Here is a 22585-nt window from a genome sequence, read left to right on the forward strand (position 1 = left end):
TCGTTCAAAACACAAGAGGATGCGACAAGAACGGCGGAATGTTGATTGATATGAAGCGGTGTTTCCCAGGGCCGGAGGGGAACGCTTCTTTATAATTCATCTCAACTGCTGAAAACGGGTACCGTGATGCGCAAAGGGCTGGCCCTCTCAACGATGTCGCTGCTGATGGGCAGCACGGCGATCCTTGTCTCGGCCCCGGCGGCACGGGCGCAGCAGCAGGGTGCGGCGGCCATCGAGCTTGAGCAGATCGACATTCAGGGCCAGCGCACGGACGACACGCAGGGCTATGTCGCCCGCACCAGCACCGCCGGCACCAAGACCGACACGCCGCTGATCGAGGTGCCGCAGTCCATCTCCGTCGTCACCCGCGACCAGATGGACGCGCGCGGCGTGCAGAGCGTCGGGCAGGCGCTCGACTACACCGCCGGCGTCGTCTCCCAGCCTTTCGGCGCCGATCCGCGCTTCGACTACCCGATCATCCGCGGCTTCGCCGCCGACAACAGCATGTATCTCAACGGCCTGAAGCTGATGCGCGAGGCCGGCACCAATGCCATCGACCCCTATGGGCTGGAGCGCATCGACGTGGTGCGCGGCCCCGCCTCGGTGCTCTATGGCCAGGGCAATCCCGGCGGCCTGCTCGACTTCATCTCCAAGCGCCCGACCTTCACCAATTTCGGCGAGGTGCAGGTGGAGGCCGGCAGCTACGACCGCTATGTCGGCCGTTTCGACATTGGCGGCGTGCTGCCGGACAATGCCGACATCTCCTACCGCCTCACCGGCCTTGCCCGCGAGAGCGACACCCAGACCGACTATATCGACGACAACCGGCTGTTCTTCGCCCCGGCGCTGACCTGGCGGCCTTCGACCGACACCGAGCTCACCGTGCTGGCCAATATCCAGTACGATCAGTCTGGCACCCCGGTCGGCCTGCCGGTGCAGTATACCGTGAATGCCGATGGCGGCCTGCGCCTGCCGCGCAACCTGTTCCTCGGCGATCCTGACTACGACAATTCCAACCGCACCTTCGGCAGCGTCGGCTACGAGTTCAAGCACCGCTTCAACGACACCTGGGAGTTCCGCCAGAACGCCCGTTATGCCGTGCTCGCCTGGGACTATAACAGCCTCTATTACAGCGCGCTGAGCCCGACCAATCCGCTCGTCGCCAATCGCGGCTCGTCGGAAAATTCCGAATCGCAGCAGACCTTCAATCTCGACAGCCAGATGCTCGGCAAATTCGATACCGGGGCGCTGAGCCATGAGGTGCTGGTCGGCGTCGATTATCGCCGCTACAGCGAATCCAACACCACCGCCTTCGGCACCGCCTCGCCGATCAACATCCTGTTCCCGATCTACAACCAGCCGGTCGGCGGCACGCCCTGGTACACGTCGGATGTGAACGGCACGATCTCGCAGACGGGCGTCTATGCGCAGGACCAGGTGAAGCTGCAGAACTGGCTGCTGACCGTCGGCCTGCGCCATGACTGGGCGACCACCGATTCCACCAACCTGACCAATTTCGGCGACACCACGCAGAACCAGGACGACAGCGCCTTCACCGGCCGCGTCGGCCTCACCTATCTCTTCGACAACGGCATCGCCCCCTATTTCAACTATTCCACCTCCTTCGAGCCGGTGATCGGCAACATGCCGACCCAGCTCGGCGGCGGCGCTTTCCAGCCGATGGAGGGCGAGCAGGTCGAACTCGGCGTGAAGTACCAGCCGGTGGGCTGGAACGGCTTCTTCACCGCCGCCGTCTACGACCTCACCCAGTCCAATGTGCTGTCCTCGCAGCTTATCGACGGGGTGAGCTACCAGACCCAGATCGGCGAGGTGCGGGTGAAGGGCTTCGAGTTCACCGCCGTGGCCGGGCTCGCGGACGGGCTCAACCTGATCGCCAACTATACCTATATGAACGCCGAGATCACCCAGGGCCAATATGCCGGCAACCGCCCGGCCAATGTGCCGGAGAACATGGCCAATCTCTGGCTCGACTACACCGTGCACTCGGGGGCGTGGGCGGGCTTCGGGGTTGGCGGCGGCGTGCGCTTCGTCGGTGATCGCTACGCGCTCGACGACAACAGCATCTTCCTGTCATCCAACACGCTGTTCGATGCCGCCCTGCATTACGAGAAGGGCCCGTTCAAGGCCCAGCTGAACGTCAACAACATCGCCGACGAGACCTATGTCGCCGGCTGCGGCTTCTTCGGCTGCTTCTATGGCAATGGCCGCACCGTGCTCGGAACCCTGTCCTACAAATGGTAGAGCCTGCTCCTCCGGCGCCGGCGGGCGCGCTCTGGTCGCTGCGCGAGGCGGCGTTTTCGGCCGGCGACCGGGCGATCCTCAGCCCGCTGACGCTCGATCTGGCGGCGGGGCGGGTCTATGGGCTGATCGGCCCCAACGGCTCCGGCAAGAGCACGCTGCTGAAGATGCTCGCCCGCCAGATCGCCCCGACCGGCGGCGCGATCAGCTTCGACGGCCGCCCGCTCACGGGCTGGACGGGGCGCGCCTTCGCCCGCGAGGTCGCCTATATGCCGCAATTCATGCCCGCCTCCGACGGCATGAATGTGCGCGAACTGGTCGGCCTCGGCCGCTATCCCTGGCACGGCGCGCTCGGCCGCTTCACCGCCGAGGACGAGGCACGGGTGGAGGCGGCGATCCAGCGCACCGGCCTTTCCGCCTTTCGCGACCGGGCGGTGGACAGCCTTTCCGGCGGCGAACGCCAGCGCGCCTGGCTGGCGCTGATGCTGGCGCAGGGTGCGCGCTGCCTGCTGCTGGACGAGCCGACCTCGGCGCTCGACATCGCCCACCAGATGGAGGTGCTCGCCATTCTGCGCGAGCTGGGCGACGAGGCCGGGACAGGCGCGGACGCCGGCGCGATGACGGTGATCGTCATCCTGCACGACATCAACCTCGCCGCCCGAACCTGCGACGGCCTGCTCGCCCTGCGCGGCGGGCGGCTCATCGCCCAGGGCCCGTGCGGCGCGATCATGCAGCCGGAGCAGCTGCGCGCCATTTACGGGCTCGACATGGGCGTGATGGCGCATCCCGTCAGCGGCGCGCCGATGAGCTACGTGCTGTGAGCCCCGCCCCGCACCTCCACCGCCGTGCCCTGCTCGCCGCCGGTCTGGCGACGCTGGCGCTGCGCGGCGCACCGGCGCGGGCGCACGCTCCGGATCTTCGCCTCGCCACGGTCGATTGGGCACTGCTGGAAACCCTGCTCGGCATGGGCCTCACCCCGGTGGCGGCGGCCGAACTGGTGCTGTTTCGCGAGGTGGCGGTCGAGCCGCCCGTGCCGGCCTCGGTGGTCGATATCGGCCTGCGCGGCGCGGTGAATTTCGAGGCGCTGCGGCTGACCCGCCCAAGCCTCATCCTTAGTTCCAACTTCTATGGCTGGATGGAGCCGAAGCTGCGCCTCATCGCCCCGGTCGAGACGCTGTCCATCTACCGCACCGGCCGCCCGCCCTATGGCGAAGCCGAGGCGGCGGCAAGGGCGATCGGTGGCCTGACCGGGCGCGAGGACGCGGCCCGAGCGCTGATCGACACCGTCGCCGGGCAGATCGACGCCAGCCGGCAGCGCCTCACCGCGCAGGCGGGCCGGCCGCTGCTGGTGCTCAATCTCGGCGATTCCAGGCATTTCCGCGTCTTCGGTGCCGACAGCCTGTTCGGCGAGGTGATTTCCCGCCTCGGCCTGACCAATGCCTGGAGCAAGCGCACCTTCTACGCCGCCTCCGCCCCGCTCGGGCTGGAGGCGCTGGCGCGCTTTCCCGAGGCCTTCCTCGTCATCCTGCGCCCCGTGCCGCCGGATGCGGCGCGGGTGCTCGCCACCAGCGCGCTGTGGAACGCCCTGCCCAATATCCGTGCCCACCGCTTCGCCGTGCTCGACAGCGTCGATCCCTTCGGCGGTCTGCCCACCGCCGCGCGCTTCGCCCGCCTGCTCACGGCGGCGCTGCTGGACGACGGACCGACGAGCGGAGGCGGCCTTGGCTGAGCTCGCCTTGCCCCGCCCCGCCAGCCTGCGGCCGCTGCCTTTCGGGCTCGCGCTCGCCGCGCTCGGCCTCGGCCTGTTCGCGCTGGTGCTGCTGCGCCGGCCGGACATGCCGGGCGCGTCGTTCGATCTCGACGCGCTGCTGCTCTGGCACAGCCTGCTGCCGCGCGCGGCGACCGCGCTGCTGGCCGGCGCGGCGCTGGGGCTTTCCGGCGCGCTGCTGCAACGGGTGCTGCGCAACCCGATCGCGGATCCCTCCACGCTCGGCATCGCCGCCGGCGCGCAGCTGGCCCTGACGCTGGCCCTAGCCTTCGCCCCGGCGCTGCTCGCCTTCTCGCGCGAGGGCACCGCCTTTGCCGGCGGCGTGGTGGCGGTGGCATTGGTGCTGGCGCTGAGCGCCCGGCGCGGCTTCGAGCCGGTGACGCTGGTGGTCGCCGGCATGACGCTGTCGCTGATGGCCGGCGCGCTGAGCGCGGCGCTCATCCTCGCGCGCGGGGATTATGTGTTCGCCCTGTTCATCTGGGGCGCCGGCTCGCTGCACCAGCAGAACTGGGAACCGGCGCTTGTCATCGGCACGCGGCTGGCGCTGGCGGCTGGCGCCACCTTCCTGCTGCGCCGCCCGCTCGGCCTCATGGCGCTGGACGATGCCGGCGCGCGCAGCCTCGGCATGGCGGTGCAGGGAATGCGGCTCGCCGTCATCGCGGTGGCGGTAGCGCTGGCGGCGAGCGTGGTGTCCGAGGTCGGGGTGATCGGCTTTGTCGGCCTCGCCGCCCCGGCCTTGGCGCGCGTCGCCGGGGCAAGGCGGCCGGACGCCGTGCTGCTCGCCGCGCCGCTGATCGGCGCGCTGCTGCTGTGGATCACCGACAGCCTGGTGCAGCTCACCGCCGGCAGTGGCGGCGACCTCATCCCGACCGGCGCGGCGGTCGGCCTGCTCGGCGGGCCGCTCTTGCTGTGGCTGCTGCCGCGCCTGCGCGCCACCGCCCCGCCGCTCACCGCCCCTGCCACGCCCCGCCGCCGCTGGCGCCACCCGCGCCGCGTTCTCGCCGGGCTGGCCGTCGCGGCCCTTCTGGTCGGACTTTTCGCGCTGGTCGCCGGGCGCGATCTCGAGGGCTGGGCCCTCGCCACCGGGCCGCTGCTGACGGAGCTTCTGGCGTTCCGCGCCCCGCGCGTCGTCGCGGCGGCGGCCGCCGGCGGGCTGCTCGGCGCGGCCGGGGCGATCATGCAGAAGCTCACCGGCAATCCGCTCGCCGGCCCGGAAGTGCTGGGTGTCAGCGCTGGCGCCGGGGTCGGCCTCGCCGCCGCGCTGATGCTCGTACCGGAGGCCGGCCCGGGCCTGCTGCTCGCCGCCAGTGCCGGCGGCGCGTTGGGCGCACTGCTGCTGGTGCTGGCCATCGCGGCGGCGACCGGCTTCGGGGCGGAAAAGCTGCTGCTCGCCGGCATCGCGCTCGGCTGCATGGCGCTCGCGATTCTCTCCGCCGTCTTCGCCGCCGGCGGGCCGGGCAGCTTTTTGCTGCTGGCCTGGTTGGCCGGCACCACCGACCGGGTCGACCTGATGCAGGCCGGCATTCTCGCCGCCTGCGCGCTTGTCCTGCTCCTTCCCGTCGCCCTCGCCGGCCGCTGGCTGGCCCTGCTGCCGCTCGGCGCGGGGGTCGCCGGCTCGCTCGGCCTGAGGGTGGCGGCAAGCCAGCTGCTGCTCACGCTGCTCGCGGCGGCGATGACCGGGGTGGCGGCGTTCTTCGTCGGCCCGCTCAGCCTCGTCGGGCTGATCGGCCCGCACCTCGCCCGCCAGCTCGGCCTGAATCGCGGCGCCCTCTTCGTCTTCGCCTCGGCACTCATCGGCGCGCTGGTGCTGCTGCTGGCGGACTGGCTGGCCCGCATGGTCGCCTTCCCCTACCAGCTGCCCACCGGCCTGCTCGCGGCGCTGGTTGGCGGGCCGTACCTGATCTGGCTGCTGCAACGGGGAGACCGGCATGGGTGAACCCTTCACCGCGCAGGCGCGCATCGCCTGCACCGGCGCGGCGGACCTCCTCGCCCGCCTCTGCGCCCGGCTGGAGCCGGAGACGCTGCGCGAGCGCACGCCGCATGCGGCGCGGCTGGAGAACTGGTGCGGCGAGGCGGCGCTGTCCATCGACGCCGCCGGCCGGCTGGTGCTTGACGCCCGCAGCGACCGCGAGGACCGGCTTTCCGTGCTGCGCATGCAATTGGCCGAGCATCTCCACGCCGCCATGGAAGGGGCCGCCCCCGTCTTCGCCTGGGAAGGCCATGGCGCCGGCAAGCCAGACCTACCCTATTTCCGCGCCATGCGTGTCGCCGCCGCCTACCCGGTCACGCCGCGCATGCGCCGCGTGGTGCTGCAAGGCGACGCCGCGCATTTCGCCAGCGGCGGGCTGCATGTGCGGCTGCTCATTCCGCCGGCCGGCCGCACGCCGGTCTGGCCGCACGCGGCTCCCGACGGGCGCATCGTCTGGCCGGCGGGGGCGGACGCGGTCATCCCCCGCGTCTACACCGTGCGGGAGGTCGATGCGGCGGCAGGCACGCTGGCGCTCGACATGGTGCTGCACCCCGGCGCCGCCACGCCGGGGTCGGATTTCGCCCGTGACGCCCGTCCCGGCGACCCGGCGGGGCTGCTCGGTCCCGGTGGCGCCGGCCTGCCGCCGGCCCGCTTGTATGTGCTCGCCGGCGACGAGACCGCGCTGCCCGTCATCGCCCGCCTGCTGGCGGAACTGCCGGCTGAGGCGCAGGCGGTGGTGCGGCTGGAAGTGGCGGATGCGGGCGAACGCCAGCCCCTGCCCTCGCCCGCCCGGCTCGATGTCGAATGGCTCCTTCGCGACGGCGCCCCCGCCGGCACCGGCGACCTTCTGGAGCGGGCGGTCCGCGCGCTCGACCTGCCCGCCGACCCTGAGGACATGTATGTGTTTGCCGGCTGCGAGCAGCAGACCGCGCGGGCCCTGCGCCGCCACCTCACCCAGGAACGCGGCCTCCCCAAGTCCCGCTGCGCCATCGCCGCCTATTGGCGGCGTGGCCACGCGGGAGTCGATCTGGCCGATTGAGGCCGCTATAAGCGATCCATCATGCAGCTCATCCGGCCCTTCCTGTCCTATTACGCCCCCTATAAGGGGCTGTTCATGCTCGATTTTTCCTGCGCGGTCGTCTCCGGCCTGCTGGAACTCGGCTTCCCCGTCGCGGTGAAGCTGTTCATCGACCATCTGCTGCCGGGGCAGGACTGGCACCTCATCGTCTGGGCAGCAGTGGGGCTGCTCGTAGTCTATCTGCTCAATGCGGCGCTGATGGCGGTCGTCACCTATTGGGGGCACATGCTCGGCATCAATATCGAGACCGAGATGCGCCGCCGCGCCTTCGACCATGTGCAGAAACTGTCCTTCTCCTATTTCGACAACCACAAGACCGGCCATCTCGTCGCCCGGCTGACCAAGGACCTCGAAGAGATCGGCGAGGTCGCCCATCACGGCCCGGAAGACGTGTTCATCGCGCTCATGACCTTTGTCGGCGCCTTCCTGGTGATGCTGAGCGTCAATGTCCCGCTCGCGCTGCTCACTGCCGTGATCGTGCCCGCCAGCGCGCTCATCACCACCCGCTACGGGCGGCGGATGACGGAGAATTTCCGCGCTCTGTTCGGCAGGGTCGGCGCCTTCAACGCCCGTATCGAGGAGAATATTGGCGGCATCCGCGTGGTGCAGTCCTTCGCCAATGAGGAGCACGAGACCCGGCTGTTCGCGGTGGAGAATGCGCATTACCGCACCACCAAGCTGGAAGCCTACCGGCTGCTGGCGGCCAATGCCTCGCTGTCCTATCTCGGCATGCGCCTGACCCAGGTGATCATCATGCTGGCCGGCACCTGGTTCGTGCTGCGCGGCGAACTCAGCAATGGCGGCTTTGTCGGCTTCCTGCTGCTGGTCGGCGTGTTCTTCCGACCGCTGGAGAAGATCGCGGCGGTCATGGAAGTCTACCCCAAGGGCATTGCCGGGCTGCGCTCCTATCTCGATTTCCTCGCCACCCGCCCGGATGTGGCGGACAAGCCGGGCGCGGTGGCGCTCGCCGAGGTGAAGGGCGCCATCCGCTATGAGGGCGTGCGCTTCGCCTATGGCACGGCGGCGCCAGTGCTGAACGGCATCGACCTCGACATACGAGCCGGCGAAAGCGTCGCCTTTGTCGGCCCCTCGGGCGCGGGCAAGACCACGCTGTGCTCGCTGCTGCCGCGCTTCTACGATGTCGCGGGCGGGCGCATCAGCATTGACGGGCACGACATTCGCGACGTGCAGCTCGCCTCGCTGCGGCGGAACATCGGCATTGTGCAGCAGGACGTGTTCCTGTTCGGCGGCACCATCCGCGAGAACATCGCCTATGGCCGGCTTGACGCCAGCGAGGAGGCGATCCGCGAGGCGGCGCGCCGGGCGCAGCTCGACGATCTCCTGGCCGGCCTGCCGCTCGGGCTCGACACGGTGATCGGCGAGCGCGGGGTGAAACTCTCGGGCGGGCAGAAGCAGCGGCTCGCCATCGCCCGCATGTTCCTGAAGGACCCGCCGATCCTCATCCTCGACGAGGCGACCTCGGCGCTGGACAGCGAGACCGAGTGGGAAATCCAGCGCGCGCTGGCGGCGCTCTCGGTGGGGCGCACCACGCTGATCATCGCCCACCGGCTCTCCACCATCCGCACCGCCGACCGCATTGTCGTCGTCACTCGCGAGGGCATCGCCGAGCAGGGCAACCATGCCGAATTGGTGGCGCGCGGCGGCATCTATGCCCGCATGGTGCGCACTCAGTTCAGCGAGCCCGAGCGCATTCCCGCCTAGAAAAAGCGCGGCGCCGTTTTTTTTCCGCAACGCACGGAACCTTCCGTCCCCTCGGCGGTTTAGGAGCGCCGGGGATTGCGATGCGCGCCAGACAGGCGTCAGCACGCCCCGGCTTTCCATCCTGGCGGGAGTGGCGGCGGCGTGCAGCTCAAGGCGTTCGAGGAGAAGCCAGCCCTTCTCTATGTCATCCTCGCGGTGTTCACCGCGCTGGTGTTCCTCGCGGATCTGTCGGTGCCGCTCGGCGTCGCCGTCTGGGTCACCTATCTCATCCCGCTGGTGCTGGCTTATCTCGCCTGGAACACCGCCGTCCCGCTCGCCACCGCCGCCGCCGTCACCGTGGTGATCGCCGCCGGTTTCCTGGTGGACCGGCCGGGCATCGACCCTAGCCTCGCCCTGCTCAACCGCTCCATGGGCACGGTGACGGTGTGGGTGCTGGCGGCCACCGGCTTCTTCTTCATCCGCAACAAGCTGGCGGTGCGGCGCGAGGAATGGATCCGCACCGCGCAGGTCGATCTCTCCCGCCGGATGATGGGCGATCTCTCCAGCACGGAACTCGGCGAGCGGGTGCTCACCTTCCTCGCCGAGCGTCTCGGTGCCCGCGCCGCCCTGTTCTATGTCCGCGATCAGGATGCCTTCGCCCGCGCCGCCGGCTATGGCGTGCCGGCCGATGCGCCGGTGCCGGCCCGCATTCGCCGTGGCGATGGGCTGGTGGGGCAGGTGATCGCCGACAAGCGCAGCTTCGCCGTCGATTCCGTGCCGGAGAACTATCTCTATTTCGGCTCCGGCCTCGGCAAGGGCAAGCCGGACTGGCTGCTGCTCACCCCGACCTTCGAGGATGACGAGGTCAACGGCGTCATCGAGCTCGGCTTCGCCCGCAAGCCGCGCCCCGAGGCGCTGGAATTCCTGGAGCGCACCGCGAGCGCGGTCGGCGTCGCCCTGCGCTCGGCGCAGTACCGCACCCGGCTGGAAGAGTTGCTGGAGGAAACCCGCCGGCAGGCCGAGGAGCTGCGCACCCATGGCGAGGAACTGACGGCGGCGAACGAGGAACTGCAGGAGCAGAGCCAGGCGCTGCAGGATTCGCAGCACCGGCTGGAGCGGCAGCAGGCGGAGCTGGAGGAATCCAATGCCCAGCTTGAGGAGCAGACCCAGCTGCTGGAAGCCCAGCGCGACGATCTCGCCCGCACCCAGGGCGCGCTGAAGCAGCAGGCCAACGACCTCGCCGCCGCCAGCCGCTACAAGTCGGAATTCCTCGCCAACATGTCGCATGAGCTGCGCACGCCGTTGAACGCGCTGCTCATCATGGCGCGCCTGCTCGGCGAGAACCGCTTCGGCAATCTGACCGAGGACCAGATCAGCTACGCCCAGATGATCGAGACCTCGGGCAACGACCTGCTCACCCTCATCAACGACATTCTCGACCTGTCCAAGATCGAGGCCGGCAAGCTGGAACTGCGGCCGCAGCAGGTGGAAGTCGCCGCGCTGGCGGAAAAGCTGGTGCGCAGCTTCGCCCCGCAGGCGGAGGAGAAGGGCATTACCCTGCGGGCGCAGATCGCGCCGGACGTGTCGCCGGTGCTGGAGAGCGACCCGCAGCGGCTGGAACAGGTGCTGAAGAACTTCCTGTCCAACGCCGTCAAGTTCACCTCGCAGGGCGAGGTGGTGCTGGACATTCGCACCCAGCCCGATGGCCGGCTGGTCTTCGCCGTGTCGGATTCCGGCATCGGCATCGCCGAGGAACAGCAGGAGGCGATCTTCGAGGCCTTCCGCCAGGCCGACGGCACCATCGACCGCCGCTATGGCGGCACCGGCCTCGGTCTGTCGATCTCGCGCGAGCTGACCAACCTTCTCGGCGGCGAGATTGGGCTGGAGAGCCGGCTCGGCGAAGGCAGCACCTTCAGCCTCATCGTGCCGACGCGCTTCAGCGGCGTGGTGGTCGACAGCGCCGGCGCGGCCGCCGCCCAGCCCCTGCGCGCCCCGCGCCGCAGCCCGACGCCGCGTCCGGTCGCACCGGCGCCGGCGGCGGCGGACGCGCCCGCGCGGCCCGCGCCGGCCGGCATCGATGACGACCGCTCCCGCCTCACCGCCGGTTCGCGGCTGATCCTGGTGGTGGAGGACGACCTTGCCTTCGCCCGCATCCTGCTCGATCTCGCCCATGAGTTGGGCTTCCAGTGCATCATCACCACGACCGCCGATGACGGGGTGCTGGCGGCGCGGCAATATCTGCCGCATGCGGTGATCCTCGACATGGGGCTGCCGGACCATTCCGGCCTCACCGTGCTGGACCGGCTGAAGCACGACCCCCGCACCCGCCACATCGCGGTGCATGTCGTCTCCGCCAGCGATTACGAGCAGACCGCGCTCGCCTATGGCGCCGCCGGTTACATGATGAAGCCGATCCGGCGCGACGAGCTGGTGCAGACGCTGGAGCGGCTGGAATTCCGCATGGCGCGCCAACTGCGCCGCATCCTCATCGTCGAGGACGACCCCGCCCAGCTGCGGGGCCTGAGCGAACTTCTCGCCGCCAAGGAGGTGGAGACGGTCGGCTGCGCCACCGCCGCCGACGCCCTCAAGCGGCTGGAAGCCGAGACCTTCGACTGCATGGTGCTCGACATGACGCTGCCGGACGCCACCGGCTTCGATCTGCTGAGCCGGCTCGACGACAACGAGGCTGCCGCCTTCCCGCCGGTCATCGTCTACACCGCGCGCGAACTCACCGAGGCCGAGGAGCTGCGGCTGCGGCGCTACTCCAAGTCGATCATCATCAAGGGCGCGAAGTCGCCGGAGCGGCTGATCGACGAGGTGACGCTGTTCCTGCACCAGGTCGTGTCGGATTTGCCGGCGCAGCAGCAGAAGCTGCTCGCCACCTCGCTCAACCGCGATGCGCGGCTGGAAGGCCGGCAGATCCTCGTGGTGGAGGACGATGTGCGCAACGTCTTCGCCCTCACCAGCATCTTCGAGCCGCACGGCGCCAAGGTGCAGATCGCCCGCAATGGCCGCGAGGCGCTGGAGCTGCTGGAAAAGACGCACAGAGCGCAGCCGGTGGACCTCGTGCTGATGGACGTGATGATGCCGGAAATGGACGGCCTCACCGCCACGCGCGAAATCCGCCGCCGCGAGGAATGGCACGGCCTGCCCATCATCATGCTCACCGCTAAGGCGATGGCGGACGACCAGGAACAGTGCCTGGCGGCCGGCGCCAACGACTACCTGGCCAAGCCGCTCGATGTCGACAAGCTGCTCTCCCTCGCCCGGGTGTGGATGTCGCGATGACCGGTGCCGCCAGCGTCAGCGAGAAGATCGAGCTCGATTTGCTGGTCGAGGCGATCCACCGCCGCTACCACTATGATTTCCGCTCCTATTCCCGTGCCTCGCTGGCCCGCCGGGCGGACCTTTTGCGCCAGCGGCTGCACTGTGAGACGCTCTCGCATGTGCAGGCGCGGCTGCTGCGCGAGCCGGAGCTGCTGCCGCTGATGATCGAGTGCCTCACCGTGCAGGTGAGCGAGATGTTCCGGGACCCCGAGTACTTCCGCACCCTGCGCGAGGAGGTGATCCCGCATCTGCGCACCTTCCCCTCGCTCAAAGTGTGGGTGGCCGGGTGCAGCGCGGGCGAGGAACTCTATTCGCTCGCCATCCTGTTCCGCGAGGAGGGGCTGGAATCGCGCACCATGTTCTACGCCACCGAGATCAACCCGGTGGCGCTGGCGCGGGCGGAACTCGGCATTTACGACCTCGACCGCATCCCTCTGTTCACCGAGAACCACCGCAAGTCCGGCGGGCGCTCCTCGCTGTCGGACTATTACACCGCCGCCTATGGCGGGGCGGTGTTCGACAAGTCGCTGCGCGCGCGCACCGTCTTCGCCGAACACAGCCTCGCCTCCGATGAGGTGTTCTCCGAAATGCACCTGATCTCCTGCCGCAACGTACTGATCTATTTTGACTCGAACCTGCAGGACCGCGCGTTGCGGCTGTTCCGGGAATCGCTGACGCGCGGCGGATTCCTCGGCCTCGGCATGAATGAGAGCCTGCGCTTTTCCGCCCATGCCGACGCCTTCGCCGCCTTCGCGCCGCAGGAGCGCATCTTCCGCCGGCTGGCGACGGCACCGCTGAGGGAGGCCCGCCATGATGTCGCCTGAGCCGGTCAAGTTCCTGCTGGTCGACGACATCGAGGAAAATCTGCGCGCGCTGGAAGCGCTGCTGCGCCGCGACGGGCTCACCCTCTACAAGGCCCGCTCCGGCGTCGAGGCGCTGGAAATGCTGCTGGAGCATGATTTCGCCCTCGCTTTGCTCGACGTGCAGATGCCCGACATGGACGGGTTCGAACTCGCCGAGATGATGCGCGGCACCGAGCGCACGCGGCGCGTGCCCATCATCTTCGTCACCGCCGCTTCCACCGATGAGGGTCGCCGCTTCAAGGGCTATGAGGCCGGCGCGGTGGATTTCATCTACAAGCCGATCGACCCGCTGATCCTCAAGAGCAAGGCGGAGGTGTTCTTCTCCATCGCCCGCCAGCACGAGCAGCTGGCCCGGCAGAAGGACGCGCTCGCCACCGCCGCCGCCGAGCTGAAGGGCGCGCTCGACCGGCTGCAGGCGCACACCGACAATTCCCCGCTCGCCATTGTCGAGTTCGACCCGGACATGCGCCTGCTCGGCTGGTCCAAGGGCGCCGAGCGCATGTTCGGCTGGACAGCGGCGGAGATGACCGGCCAGTCGCTGTCCGATCTCGGCTGGCTCTGCGACAGCAGCATCGGCGAACTCGCGGAGATGCTCTCCGGTTCGCTGGCGGATGCGGCGCACCAGCGCGGGCACCACACGGTGCGCTGCCGCACCCGCGCGGGCGCCGTGCTGGACTGCGAATGGTACAGCTCCGTGCTGCGCCGGCCCAACGGGCAGCCAGTGTCGCTCAGCGTGCAGATTCTCGACATCACCGACCGCCGCCGCGCCGAGGAAACCCAGACCCTGCTCATCGGCGAGCTGAACCACCGGGTGAAGAACACGCTGGCCAGCGTGCAAGCCATCGCCACCCAGACGCTGCGCTACTCCCGCAACCCCGACCAGTTCTCCGCCACCTTCTCCGGCCGCATCCAGGCGCTGGCGCGCGCCCATGGCATGCTCAGCGACCGCACCTGGCAGGGCGCGGACCTGATGGACCTCGTCCATGACCAGCTGCGGCTCGGCGCCATCGACCCCGCGCGGCTCGACGCCCGCGGCCCGCGCGTGCAGCTGCTGCCGCAGCCGGCGCTGCGCCTCGCGCTGATCCTGCACGAATTGGCGACCAATGCTTTGAAATATGGCGCGTTCTCCCGCCCTACCGGCCGCGTCGTGCTGGAATGGTCGGTGGAGGGCGACCAGCTTCAGCTGCGCTGGCAGGAAAGCGGCGGCCCGCCGGTGCAGACGCCGGTCAAGCGCGGCTTCGGTTCCACCCTCATCGACAGCAGCATGAAGTCGGATGGCGGCACCGCCTCCGTCTCCTACCGCAATGACGGCGTGGTGTGGGAGCTGGTGATGCAGCTCGACCGCACCCCCGACCCGATGGCCGACATCGCTGCCCGCCCCGTCGCCCCGGCGCCGCCGGAGCCGGCGCGCGAGATGCCGGCGCTCGACGGCCGCCACCTGCTCGTGGTGGAGGACGAGGCGCTGGTGGCGCTCGAACTCATCGCGGTACTGGAGGATGCCGGCGCCAGCGTCCATGGCCCGGCGCGCACCGTGGAGGAGGCGCTGGAAGCCATTGAGACCGGCGCGTTCGACGCCGCCCTGCTCGACGGCAATCTGCACGGCAAGCCGGTGGATGCCGTCGCCGCGGCGCTGACCCGGCGCGGCATTCCCTTCGCCTTCGTCAGCGGCTATGGCCGCGAGAACCTGCCCGCCGCCTTCGCCCAGGCGCCTGTCGTGAGCAAGCCCTTCATCCCGCAGCAACTGGTCGAGGTGGCGGGACGGCTGGCGCGGCGCGACGGCAATGTCCTGCCCTTCCCCGCCGCGACCGGCACGGCGCGCTGACCGCCCGGCGGGCGGCGGGCGCGACTTGACCAGCCGGGCGCGGGCGCGCCAAAACGGCAGGCGGGCTCAACGGGGCCCGGCCGCACGGCGGTCGTCGGGTGCGGCAACAGGTAAGACAGGCAGGCGCCGGTGGCGAATTTCGGCAGCGCGGAACAGGGCTCGGGCACGGCGGGGGCCGTCTGGCGAGTTGGCGTGCTGTTCTCCCGCAAGGGGCACATGCGCGAGCCGGAAACCGAGCATTTCCGGGGAACGGCCCTCGCCATCGAGGAGATCAACCTCGCGGGCGGCGTGCTCGGCCGCCCGATCGAGCCGGTATGCTACGATCCCGAATCCAGCCCGGAACTCTACCGCCGCTACGCCGAGCGGCTGCTGACCGAGGACGGCATCAGCACCATTTTCGGCTGCTGCACCTCCTCCTGCCGCAAGGCGATCCTCGCCACGGTGGAACGGCGCAACGCCCTGCTCTGGTATCCCTCGCTCTATGAGGGCTTCGAATATTCGCCCAACGTCATCTATACCGGCGCGGCGCCGAACCAGAACAGCCTGCAGCTCGCCCGCCATCTGCTCTCCCGCTTCGGGCCGCGCTTCTATCTCGTCGGCTCGGACTACATCTACCCGCACGAATCCAACCGCATCATGCGCGATCTCGTCTCGCGCGAGGGCGGCGAGGTGGTGGCGGAAACCTATGTGGCGGAGCAGCCGCACGCCGACCAGATCCGCCGCGTGGTGGAAGATATCCGCCGCCGCGCGCCCTCGGTGGTGTTCTCCACCGTGGTCGGCGAAGGCGCGCATCTGCTCTACCGCGTCTTCCGCGAGGCGGGGCTCGATCCGCGCCGCATGCCCATCGCCAGCCTCACCATGTCGGAAGGCGAAATACGCGCCATCGGGCCGGAGCTGTGCATCGGCCACATCACCTCGGCGCCCTATTTCTCCACGGTCGACACCCCGGCCAATCGCCGCTTCGTCGCCGCCTACCGCGCCCGCTTCGGCCGCGACGCGGCGGTGACGATGTATGCGGAAGCCGCCTATTTCCAAATCCACCTCTTCGCCGACGCGCTCCGGCGGGCGAAGTCGCTCGACACCCAGCGCCTGGTCGATGCCGCCCTCGGCACCGAGTTCGACGCGCCGCAGGGCCGCATCCGCATCGACCCCGACAACAACCACACCTATCTGCTGCCGCGCATCGGCATGGTGAACGAGCATGGCGATTTCGATGTGGTGTGGGAGGCGAAGGCGCCGGTGAAGCCCGACCCCTATCTCGTCGACCATATTTACGACCATGCGTGAGGCGGGGTCGAAGGCGAAGAGGCGCAACGCATGAGCGCCTCGCAGCTGATCCAGAACCTGCGCAACATGCGCGTCGCCGTGGTGCATCCGCGCGACCAGGACGGCGAGGACCTCGTGCGCCAGCTGCAGCGCATCGGCTGCCAGGTGCAGGTGGTGTGGCCGCCGCCGGCGCAATTGCCGCTGCCGCTCGATGCGGTGTTCTTCCTGCTCGATCGCGACACGAAAAGCTCGATGCCCTGGCGGATGGCCGACCTCGCCATCGCCCATATCGCCATCGTCGATTACGAAAATCCCACCGTGCTGAAGGCGCTGCTGGATTCCAGCGCCCATGGCGTGCTGGTGCGCCCCATCCGTGCCTCCGGCGTATTGTCCAGCCTCGTGCTCGCCCTGTCGCAGCGCGGCTATGAGGGGCGGCTGCTGGCCAAGATAGCCAAGCTGGAAGACACGCTGCGCACCCGCCGCGACGTGGAGAAGGCGACGCGGCTCCTGATGAGCCTGCGCAACCTCTCCGAGGACGACGCCTACCAGTTCCTGCGCAAGCAGGCGACGGCCAAGCGCGTGCCGATCGGCACCATCGCCGGCTCGATCATCAACGCCCATGCCATGCTGGCCGAGCTCGACCGCGAGGGCGACAGCGAGAAATAAGCCAACTGCCTAACTCCTAGGCATTGTTCTCCTTGCCTCTATCCTCGGCATTTGCGCTTGACAGGCCCCGCCGCCTGCGCTTTGCTAACCCCATCGCTTCGTGAGCGTGGCGGCAGCGTTGCCGCCCTACATCCAGGCTATGCAGCCCTCGATGGTGCCGGAAGGCACTGCCGGGGGCTTTTTGTTTTCACGCCGCGGCGCCCCGCGGCGATCGCAGAGGTGCGCCTTCATGCCGGTCTCAAGCCTTGTCCGCGTCGCCTGCATCCAGATGGAGCCGCGCTTCGGCGACACCAGCGCCAATGTCGCGCATTCGCTCGGCCTCATCGCCCGCGCGGCCGACGGCGGCGCCAAGCTGATCGTGCTGCCGGAACTCGCCAATACCGGCTACGTGTTCGAGACCCGCGAGGAAGCCTTCGGCCTCGCCGAAACCATTCCCGACGGGCCGAGCTGCCAGGCCTGGGCGAAAATCGCCAAGGAGCGCGGCCTGCACATCGTCGCCGGCATCACCGAGCGCGAGGGCACGGCGCTCTACAACAGCGCGGTCGTGATCGGGCCGGAGGGCCATATCGGCACCTATCGCAAGATGCATTTGTGGGGCAACGAGAACCTGTTCTTCGAGCCCGGCAATAACGGCTTCCCGGTGTTCCACACCGCGCTGGGCCGCATCGGCGTCGCCATCTGCTACGATGGCTGGTTCCCGGAGACCTACCGGCTGCAGGCGCTGCAGGGCGCGGACATCGTCTGCGTGCCCACCAACTGGGTGCCGATCCCCGGCCAGGCCGAGGGGCGCGAGGCGATGGCCAACATCCTCGCCATGGCCGCCGCCCATTCCAACTCGCTCTACATCGCCTGCGCCGACCGCATCGGCACCGAGCGCGGCCAGCCCTTCGAGGGCCAGAGCCTCATCCTCAGCTACACCGGCTGGCCCGCCGCCGGCCCGGCGAGCCGCGACGGCGAGGAGATCGTCTCCGCCGAGATCGACCTCGGCGCCGCCCGCCGCGCCCGCAACTGGAACGACTTCAACCAGGTGCTGCGCGACCGCCGCACCGATGTCTATGCCGAGATGCTCGGCGCGCCGATTTCCCGGGGCTGGTATTAGAGCCCCTCTTCTCTCCACCGCTGCCAAAAACCCATAACCTTCCGGAGAAAGCCTATGTCCCGTCTCTCGCTGCTGATGGCCGGCGTGTTTGCCGCCGGCCTTCTCACTGGGCCGGCGCTCGCCGCCGACACCATCACCATCGGCATTCCCGTCGGCCTGTCCGGCGCCAATTCCGTGGTCGCGCCCTCCGTCGTCCAGTCCGCCGAGCTGGCGGTGGAGGAGATCAACGCCAAGGGCGGCATCCTCGGCAAGAAGGTGGTGCTTGAGGTCGCCGACGACGCCTCCGGCGCGGCCGGCGCGCAGAAGGCCTTCGATTCGCTGATTTTCCAGAAGAAGGTCGACGTGCTGATCTCGATGGAGACCTCGGCGGCGCGCAATGCCGGCCTGCCGATCGTCAATCGCGGCAAGGTGCCCTACATCTACACCTCGTTCTATGAGGGCCGCTCCTGCAGCCCCTATATGTATGTGAACGCCTGGGTGCCGGACCAGCAGGTCGCCCCGATTGTCGACTTCTTCAACAAGGAAGGCGCCAAGACCTATTTCCTCATCGGTTCGGACTACGCCTTCGGCCGCGGCATGCTGGCCTTCACCAAGGCCTATATTGAAAAGACCGGCGGCAAGGTGGTGGGCGACGAATACGCCCCGATGGACGCCACCGACTGGACGGCCATCCTCTCCAAGGTGAAGGCGGCGAATCCCGACGCCATCATCACCTCCACCGCCGGCGGCGCGCCGAATGTGACGCTGACCAAGCAGCTGCGCGCGGCGGGCATCAAGTCGCTCTATGGCAACCTCGCCGTGGATGAGGGCACCGCCAAGGCCATGGGCCCGGATGCCGAAGGCATCTACATCGCCGGCTCCTACTTCACCAATATCGACACCCCTGCCAACAAGGCGTTCCTCGCCGCGATGGAGAAGAAGTTCGGCAAGGACCTGAAGACCCCGAACGACCTCTCCGTGCCGGAATATGAGGCGGTCTATGCCTACAAGGCGGCGGTGGAGAAGGCCGGCACGACGGATGCCGCCAAGGTGATCCCGGCGCTGGCGGAAGTCGCGGTGGAAGGCCCGCGCGGCACCATCGTCATGAACAAGCAGCGCCACGCCCCGCTGACCATGTATCTCGGCCAGGTGAAGGCCGATGGCTCGGTCGGCATCATCTCCACCTTCAAGGACGTGGACCCCGGCGAGCAGTGCCCGAAGCTGAAGTGAGCGACGCGCTGGCGCCTCTCCCCGTCGGGCCCCTCACCCAACCCTCTCCCCGCCGGGGAGAGGGCTTGCCCGCCACCGATGGCGCGACCCTTGCGGCCCGCCCTGCGACGTCATCCTTCGAGGCGCGCTACGCGCGCACCTCAGGATGATGCGCCCTCGGCTTCACTTACCGACCCGCCGTGCCTCCAAACCCAAAGGACTTCGCATGATCGCCCAGACGCTGGACATCGTGACGACCGCCGCCATCCTCTATGCGGTGGCGACCGGGCTGCTGCTCGTGTTCGGCGTCATGAAGATCATCAATTTCGCCCATGGCGGACTGATGACGCTGGGCGGCTATGCCGCGCTCGTCACCACCCAGGCCGGGCTCAACCCGTGGCTCGCCATCCCGCTCGCCGCTTTGTTCGGCGGCGTGGTCGGCATGGCCATCGAGCGCTTCGTGGTGCGCCCGCTCTATTCCCGCCCGCTCGACGCCATCCTCGCCACCTGGGGCCTGTCGATCATCATCGGCCAGCTCATCACCCTCGCCTTCGGGCGCGGCGTGCAGTTCACCCAGTCGCCGCTCAGCGGCACCATCGACATTCTCGGCGAGGGCTATTCCGCCTATCGCCTCGCCCTTGTCGGCATCGCAGCCCTGCTCGGCCTCGCCCTCACCGCCCTGCTGCAGGGCACGCGGCTGGGGCTGGAGACGCGGGCGGTGATCATGAACGAGGATCTGGCGCGCGGGCTCGGCATCAATAGCGGGCTGGTGCGCTTTCTCACCTTCACCCTCGGCTCGGCGCTGGCCGGCATCGCCGGCGCGCTGATCACGCCCTTGTCGAGCGTCGATCCCGCCATGGGCGTTCCCTGGCTGGTGAACGCCTTCATGCTGGTGCTGGTCTCCGGCGCCTCGCTGGTCAGCCTGCTGTTCGCCTGTCTGGTGCTGGGCGGGGCACAGGTGCTGGTCGCCACCCATTTCAGCCCGGTTCTCGGAGGCCTGACCATCGCCGTGCTCGCCGCCATCATTCTGCGCATCCGGCCTCAGGGGTTCGCCCGTGACTGAAGCGCGCCGCCTCTCCCTCATCCTCGCCGTCGCCCTGCTCGCGCTGGCGGCAATCGTCGCCGGGCCCTATGTGCTCGACACCTATTCGGTGAACGTGCTCACCCGCTCGCTGCTCTATGCGGCGGTGGCGCTGACGGTGGACCTGCTGTGGGGCTTCCTCGGCATCCTCACCTTCGGCCAGTCGGTGTTCTTCGCCTGCGGCGCCTATGCGGCGGGGCTGGTCTTCACCCATCTCGACTTCTCCACCGGCAATGCCGTGCTCGCCCTCGGGCTCGGCGTCGGCGGGGCGCTGCTGGTGGCGGCGATTGTCGGCTGGCTCGCCTTCTGGCACGGCGCCTCGGCGCTCTATGCCTCGGTGATCACGCTGGTTCTGCCCATCGTGGCGACGCAGCTGCTCTATTCCGGCGGCACCTTCACCGGCTCGTCGAGCGGCCTGTCCGGCTTCATGAGCTTCGATCTGTCGATGGAAGCCTGGTTCTGGCTGGCGGGCGGCTTCCTCGTCCTCGTGACCACGGTCGCCTACATCTTCGTCAAGAGCGATGCCGGCAAGCTGCTGGTAGCCGTGCGCGAGAACGAGCAGCGCTGCAAATATCTCGGCCTCGACACGTCGCGGCTGAAGATCCTCGTTTATCTCGCCTGCGCCGCCATCGCCGCCATCGCCGGCTACATCTATGCCGGCTATGCGATGGTGGTGGCGCCGGAACTCGCCGGCTTCGTCTTCGGCACGGAACTCGTCATCTGGACCGCGCTCGGCGGGCGCGGAACGCTGCTCGGCCCGGTGTTCGGCGCGCTGATCGTCGATTATGAGAGCGCGCAGCTCGCCGGGGACTATCCTTTCGTCTGGCAGCTCATCATCGGCGTGCTGTTCGTGCTGGTCATCGTCGCCTTCCCGCGCGGCCTGCTGCCGGTCGTGTTCGACCTGCCGCGCAAGCTCATCGGCCTCCTGCGCCCGCGCCGCCCCGCCCCGGCGGCCAGCGTGCGGCTCTCCACCCTCGACGCGGCGGAGACGCAGGGCGTCGAGGCCGGCCAGGGGCCGGCGCTGAGCGTTTCCGGCGTCGCCAAGCGCTTCGGCAGCCTCACCGTGTTGGAAGCCATCGATTTCGAGGCGCGTGCCGGCGAACTCGTCAGCCTTGTCGGCCCCAATGGCGCCGGCAAGACCACGCTGATGCGCTGCATCGCCGATGGCGCGGAACGTTCCGCCGGCCGCATCGCCGTCAATGGCTACGACATCGGCCGCAAGCCGCCGGAAGCCTGCGTCGCGCTCGGCGTCGGGCGCAAGTTCCAGATGGCGAATGTGTTCGAAACGCTCACCGTCGCCCAGTGCCTGCAGATCGCCCGCGTGCGCCACGCCCGCCCCTCACTGTGGCGGCGCGCGCAGGTCCTGCCGCTCCCCGAGGCGGCGATGCATGTCATCGCCACCACGGGGCTGGACAAGCAGCTTTCCACCCCGGCGCATCTGCTCTCGCACGGCATGAAGCAGGCGCTGGAACTCGCCATGGTGCTGGCGCTGGAACCGCGCGTACTGCTGCTCGACGAGCCCACCGCCGGCCTCACCAAGACCGAGCGCATGCAGATCGGCGCCATCCTCATCGAGCTGACCAAGAAGCAGGGCCTGTGCGTGCTGCTGGTGGAGCACGATCTCGACTTCGTGCGCGAGATTTCCTCGCGCGTCATCGTCCTGCACCAGGGCCATATCGTGCTCGATGGCTCGGTGGAGGAGGTGGTCGCGTCCGAACTCGTGAAGCAGGTCTATGCCGGCTCCGGCCATGCCGGCATCGACCACGAAACCGCCCCCGCGCCCAAGGAGATGCCGGCATGAGCGTCCTCTCGGTCGACAACCTCTCCAGCGGCTATGCCGGCGCGGTGGTGCTGCGCGAGGTGAGCCTCGCCATCGCGCCGGGCGAAATCCTCGCCGTGCTCGGCAAGAACGGCATGGGCAAATCCACCCTGCTCAAAGCGGTCATGGGCTTCCTGCCGAAAATGACCGGCACCGTGGGTATTGCCGGCGCGGAGGCCACGCGCCTCGCCCCGCACCGCGTGGCGCGGCTGGGGGTCGGCTATGTCGCGCAGGAAAAGGCGCTGTTCCAGGATATGAGCGTGGAAGAAAATCTCCGCCTCGCCGTGCGCCGCCCGGATTTCGAGGCGGCGCTGGCCGAGGTGGAAGCCTCCTTCCCCTTCCTGCTCCAGCGCCTCAAGCAGCGTGCCGGCACGCTGTCCGGCGGCGAGCAGAAAATGCTGCTGATGGCCCGCTCGCTGGCGACGGGGGCGAAGCTCTTGCTGGTCGACGAGATCACCGAAGGCTTGCAGCCCTCGGTCATCGACCGGCTGGCCGGCGTCATCCGCAGCGCCCGCGAGCGGCACGGCACCACCATGCTCCTGGTCGAGCAGCACCTGCCCTTCGCCTTGGCGGTGGCGGACCGCTGGGCGGTGCTGGACCGCGGCGAGATCGCCGAGACCGGCGCCACTTCCGAGCCGGATTCCCGCGCCAGGGTGCTGAAACATTTGAGCGTGTGAGG

General features: G+C 68.9%; 16 protein-coding genes. All 16 read left to right on the forward strand.

Annotated elements, in window-relative coordinates:
* The first annotated feature begins 126 nt into the window (after nucleotides 1-126).
* The 16 genes from K9D25_RS04125 (at nucleotide 127) to K9D25_RS04205 (ending at nucleotide 22583) form a co-directional block, all read left to right on the forward strand.
* Complete coding sequence (locus tag K9D25_RS04125) at nucleotides 127-2262, forward strand: TonB-dependent siderophore receptor (RefSeq protein WP_244379521.1); 2136 nt, start codon at nucleotides 127-129, stop codon at nucleotides 2260-2262.
* Nucleotides 2256-3080, forward strand: coding sequence for an ATP-binding cassette domain-containing protein (locus K9D25_RS04130; RefSeq protein ID WP_244379522.1), 825 nt, complete (start codon nucleotides 2256-2258; stop codon nucleotides 3078-3080). Before K9D25_RS04125 ends, K9D25_RS04130 begins: the two co-directional genes overlap by 7 nt.
* Nucleotides 3077-3988: an ABC transporter substrate-binding protein gene (locus tag K9D25_RS04135; protein ID WP_244379523.1), complete on the forward strand. Its 912-nt coding sequence runs from the start codon at nucleotides 3077-3079 to the stop codon at nucleotides 3986-3988. Before K9D25_RS04130 ends, K9D25_RS04135 begins: the two co-directional genes overlap by 4 nt.
* Entirely contained in the window at nucleotides 3981-5963 is a 1983-nt protein-coding gene (fhuB, locus tag K9D25_RS04140; protein ID WP_244379524.1) for a Fe(3+)-hydroxamate ABC transporter permease FhuB, read from the forward strand. Before K9D25_RS04135 ends, fhuB begins: the two co-directional genes overlap by 8 nt.
* Nucleotides 5956-7035, forward strand: coding sequence for a siderophore-interacting protein (locus tag K9D25_RS04145; protein WP_244379525.1), 1080 nt, complete (start codon nucleotides 5956-5958; stop codon nucleotides 7033-7035). The genes fhuB and K9D25_RS04145 overlap by 8 nt, the downstream gene beginning before the upstream one ends.
* 21 nt (nucleotides 7036-7056) lie before the next feature.
* On the forward strand, nucleotides 7057-8796 hold the full coding sequence (locus tag K9D25_RS04150) for an ABC transporter ATP-binding protein (protein WP_244379526.1): 1740 nt from the start codon (nucleotides 7057-7059) through the stop codon (nucleotides 8794-8796).
* A 141-nt stretch (nucleotides 8797-8937) separates the two neighbouring features.
* Nucleotides 8938-12063, forward strand: coding sequence for a response regulator (locus K9D25_RS24895; protein WP_279613784.1), 3126 nt, complete (start codon nucleotides 8938-8940; stop codon nucleotides 12061-12063).
* Complete coding sequence (locus tag K9D25_RS04165) at nucleotides 12060-12926, forward strand: CheR family methyltransferase (RefSeq protein ID WP_244379529.1); 867 nt, start codon at nucleotides 12060-12062, stop codon at nucleotides 12924-12926. The genes K9D25_RS24895 and K9D25_RS04165 overlap by 4 nt, the downstream gene beginning before the upstream one ends.
* On the forward strand, nucleotides 12913-14787 hold the full coding sequence (locus K9D25_RS04170) for a response regulator (protein ID WP_244379530.1): 1875 nt from the start codon (nucleotides 12913-12915) through the stop codon (nucleotides 14785-14787). Before K9D25_RS04165 ends, K9D25_RS04170 begins: the two co-directional genes overlap by 14 nt.
* Nucleotides 14788-14916: 129 nt before the next feature.
* On the forward strand, nucleotides 14917-16074 hold the full coding sequence (locus K9D25_RS04175; RefSeq protein WP_279613785.1) for a transporter substrate-binding domain-containing protein: 1158 nt from the start codon (nucleotides 14917-14919) through the stop codon (nucleotides 16072-16074).
* Between the two features lie 30 nt (nucleotides 16075-16104).
* Nucleotides 16105-16719, forward strand: a complete 615-nt coding sequence (locus K9D25_RS04180) for an ANTAR domain-containing response regulator (RefSeq protein ID WP_244379531.1) — start codon at nucleotides 16105-16107, stop codon at nucleotides 16717-16719.
* Between the two features lie 268 nt (nucleotides 16720-16987).
* Nucleotides 16988-17818: a nitrilase family protein gene (locus K9D25_RS04185; protein ID WP_244450791.1), complete on the forward strand. Its 831-nt coding sequence runs from the start codon at nucleotides 16988-16990 to the stop codon at nucleotides 17816-17818.
* A 75-nt stretch (nucleotides 17819-17893) separates the two neighbouring features.
* Nucleotides 17894-19027: a substrate-binding protein gene (locus K9D25_RS04190; RefSeq protein ID WP_244450792.1), complete on the forward strand. Its 1134-nt coding sequence runs from the start codon at nucleotides 17894-17896 to the stop codon at nucleotides 19025-19027.
* Nucleotides 19028-19232: 205 nt separating this feature from the next.
* Nucleotides 19233-20069 carry a branched-chain amino acid ABC transporter permease gene (locus tag K9D25_RS04195; protein ID WP_244379532.1) on the forward strand — a complete coding sequence of 279 codons (837 nt, stop codon included), beginning with the start codon at nucleotides 19233-19235 and terminating at the stop codon, nucleotides 20067-20069.
* Nucleotides 20062-21888, forward strand: a complete 1827-nt coding sequence (locus tag K9D25_RS04200) for an ABC transporter permease subunit (RefSeq protein ID WP_244379534.1) — start codon at nucleotides 20062-20064, stop codon at nucleotides 21886-21888. Before K9D25_RS04195 ends, K9D25_RS04200 begins: the two co-directional genes overlap by 8 nt.
* Entirely contained in the window at nucleotides 21885-22583 is a 699-nt protein-coding gene (locus K9D25_RS04205; RefSeq protein WP_244379535.1) for an ABC transporter ATP-binding protein, read from the forward strand. The genes K9D25_RS04200 and K9D25_RS04205 overlap by 4 nt, the downstream gene beginning before the upstream one ends.
* Nucleotides 22584-22585 lie beyond the last annotated feature (2 nt).

Origin of the sequence: Ancylobacter polymorphus (genome assembly GCF_022836935.1) — a bacterium.
GTDB classification, from domain to species: domain Bacteria; phylum Pseudomonadota; class Alphaproteobacteria; order Rhizobiales; family Xanthobacteraceae; genus Ancylobacter; species Ancylobacter polymorphus_A.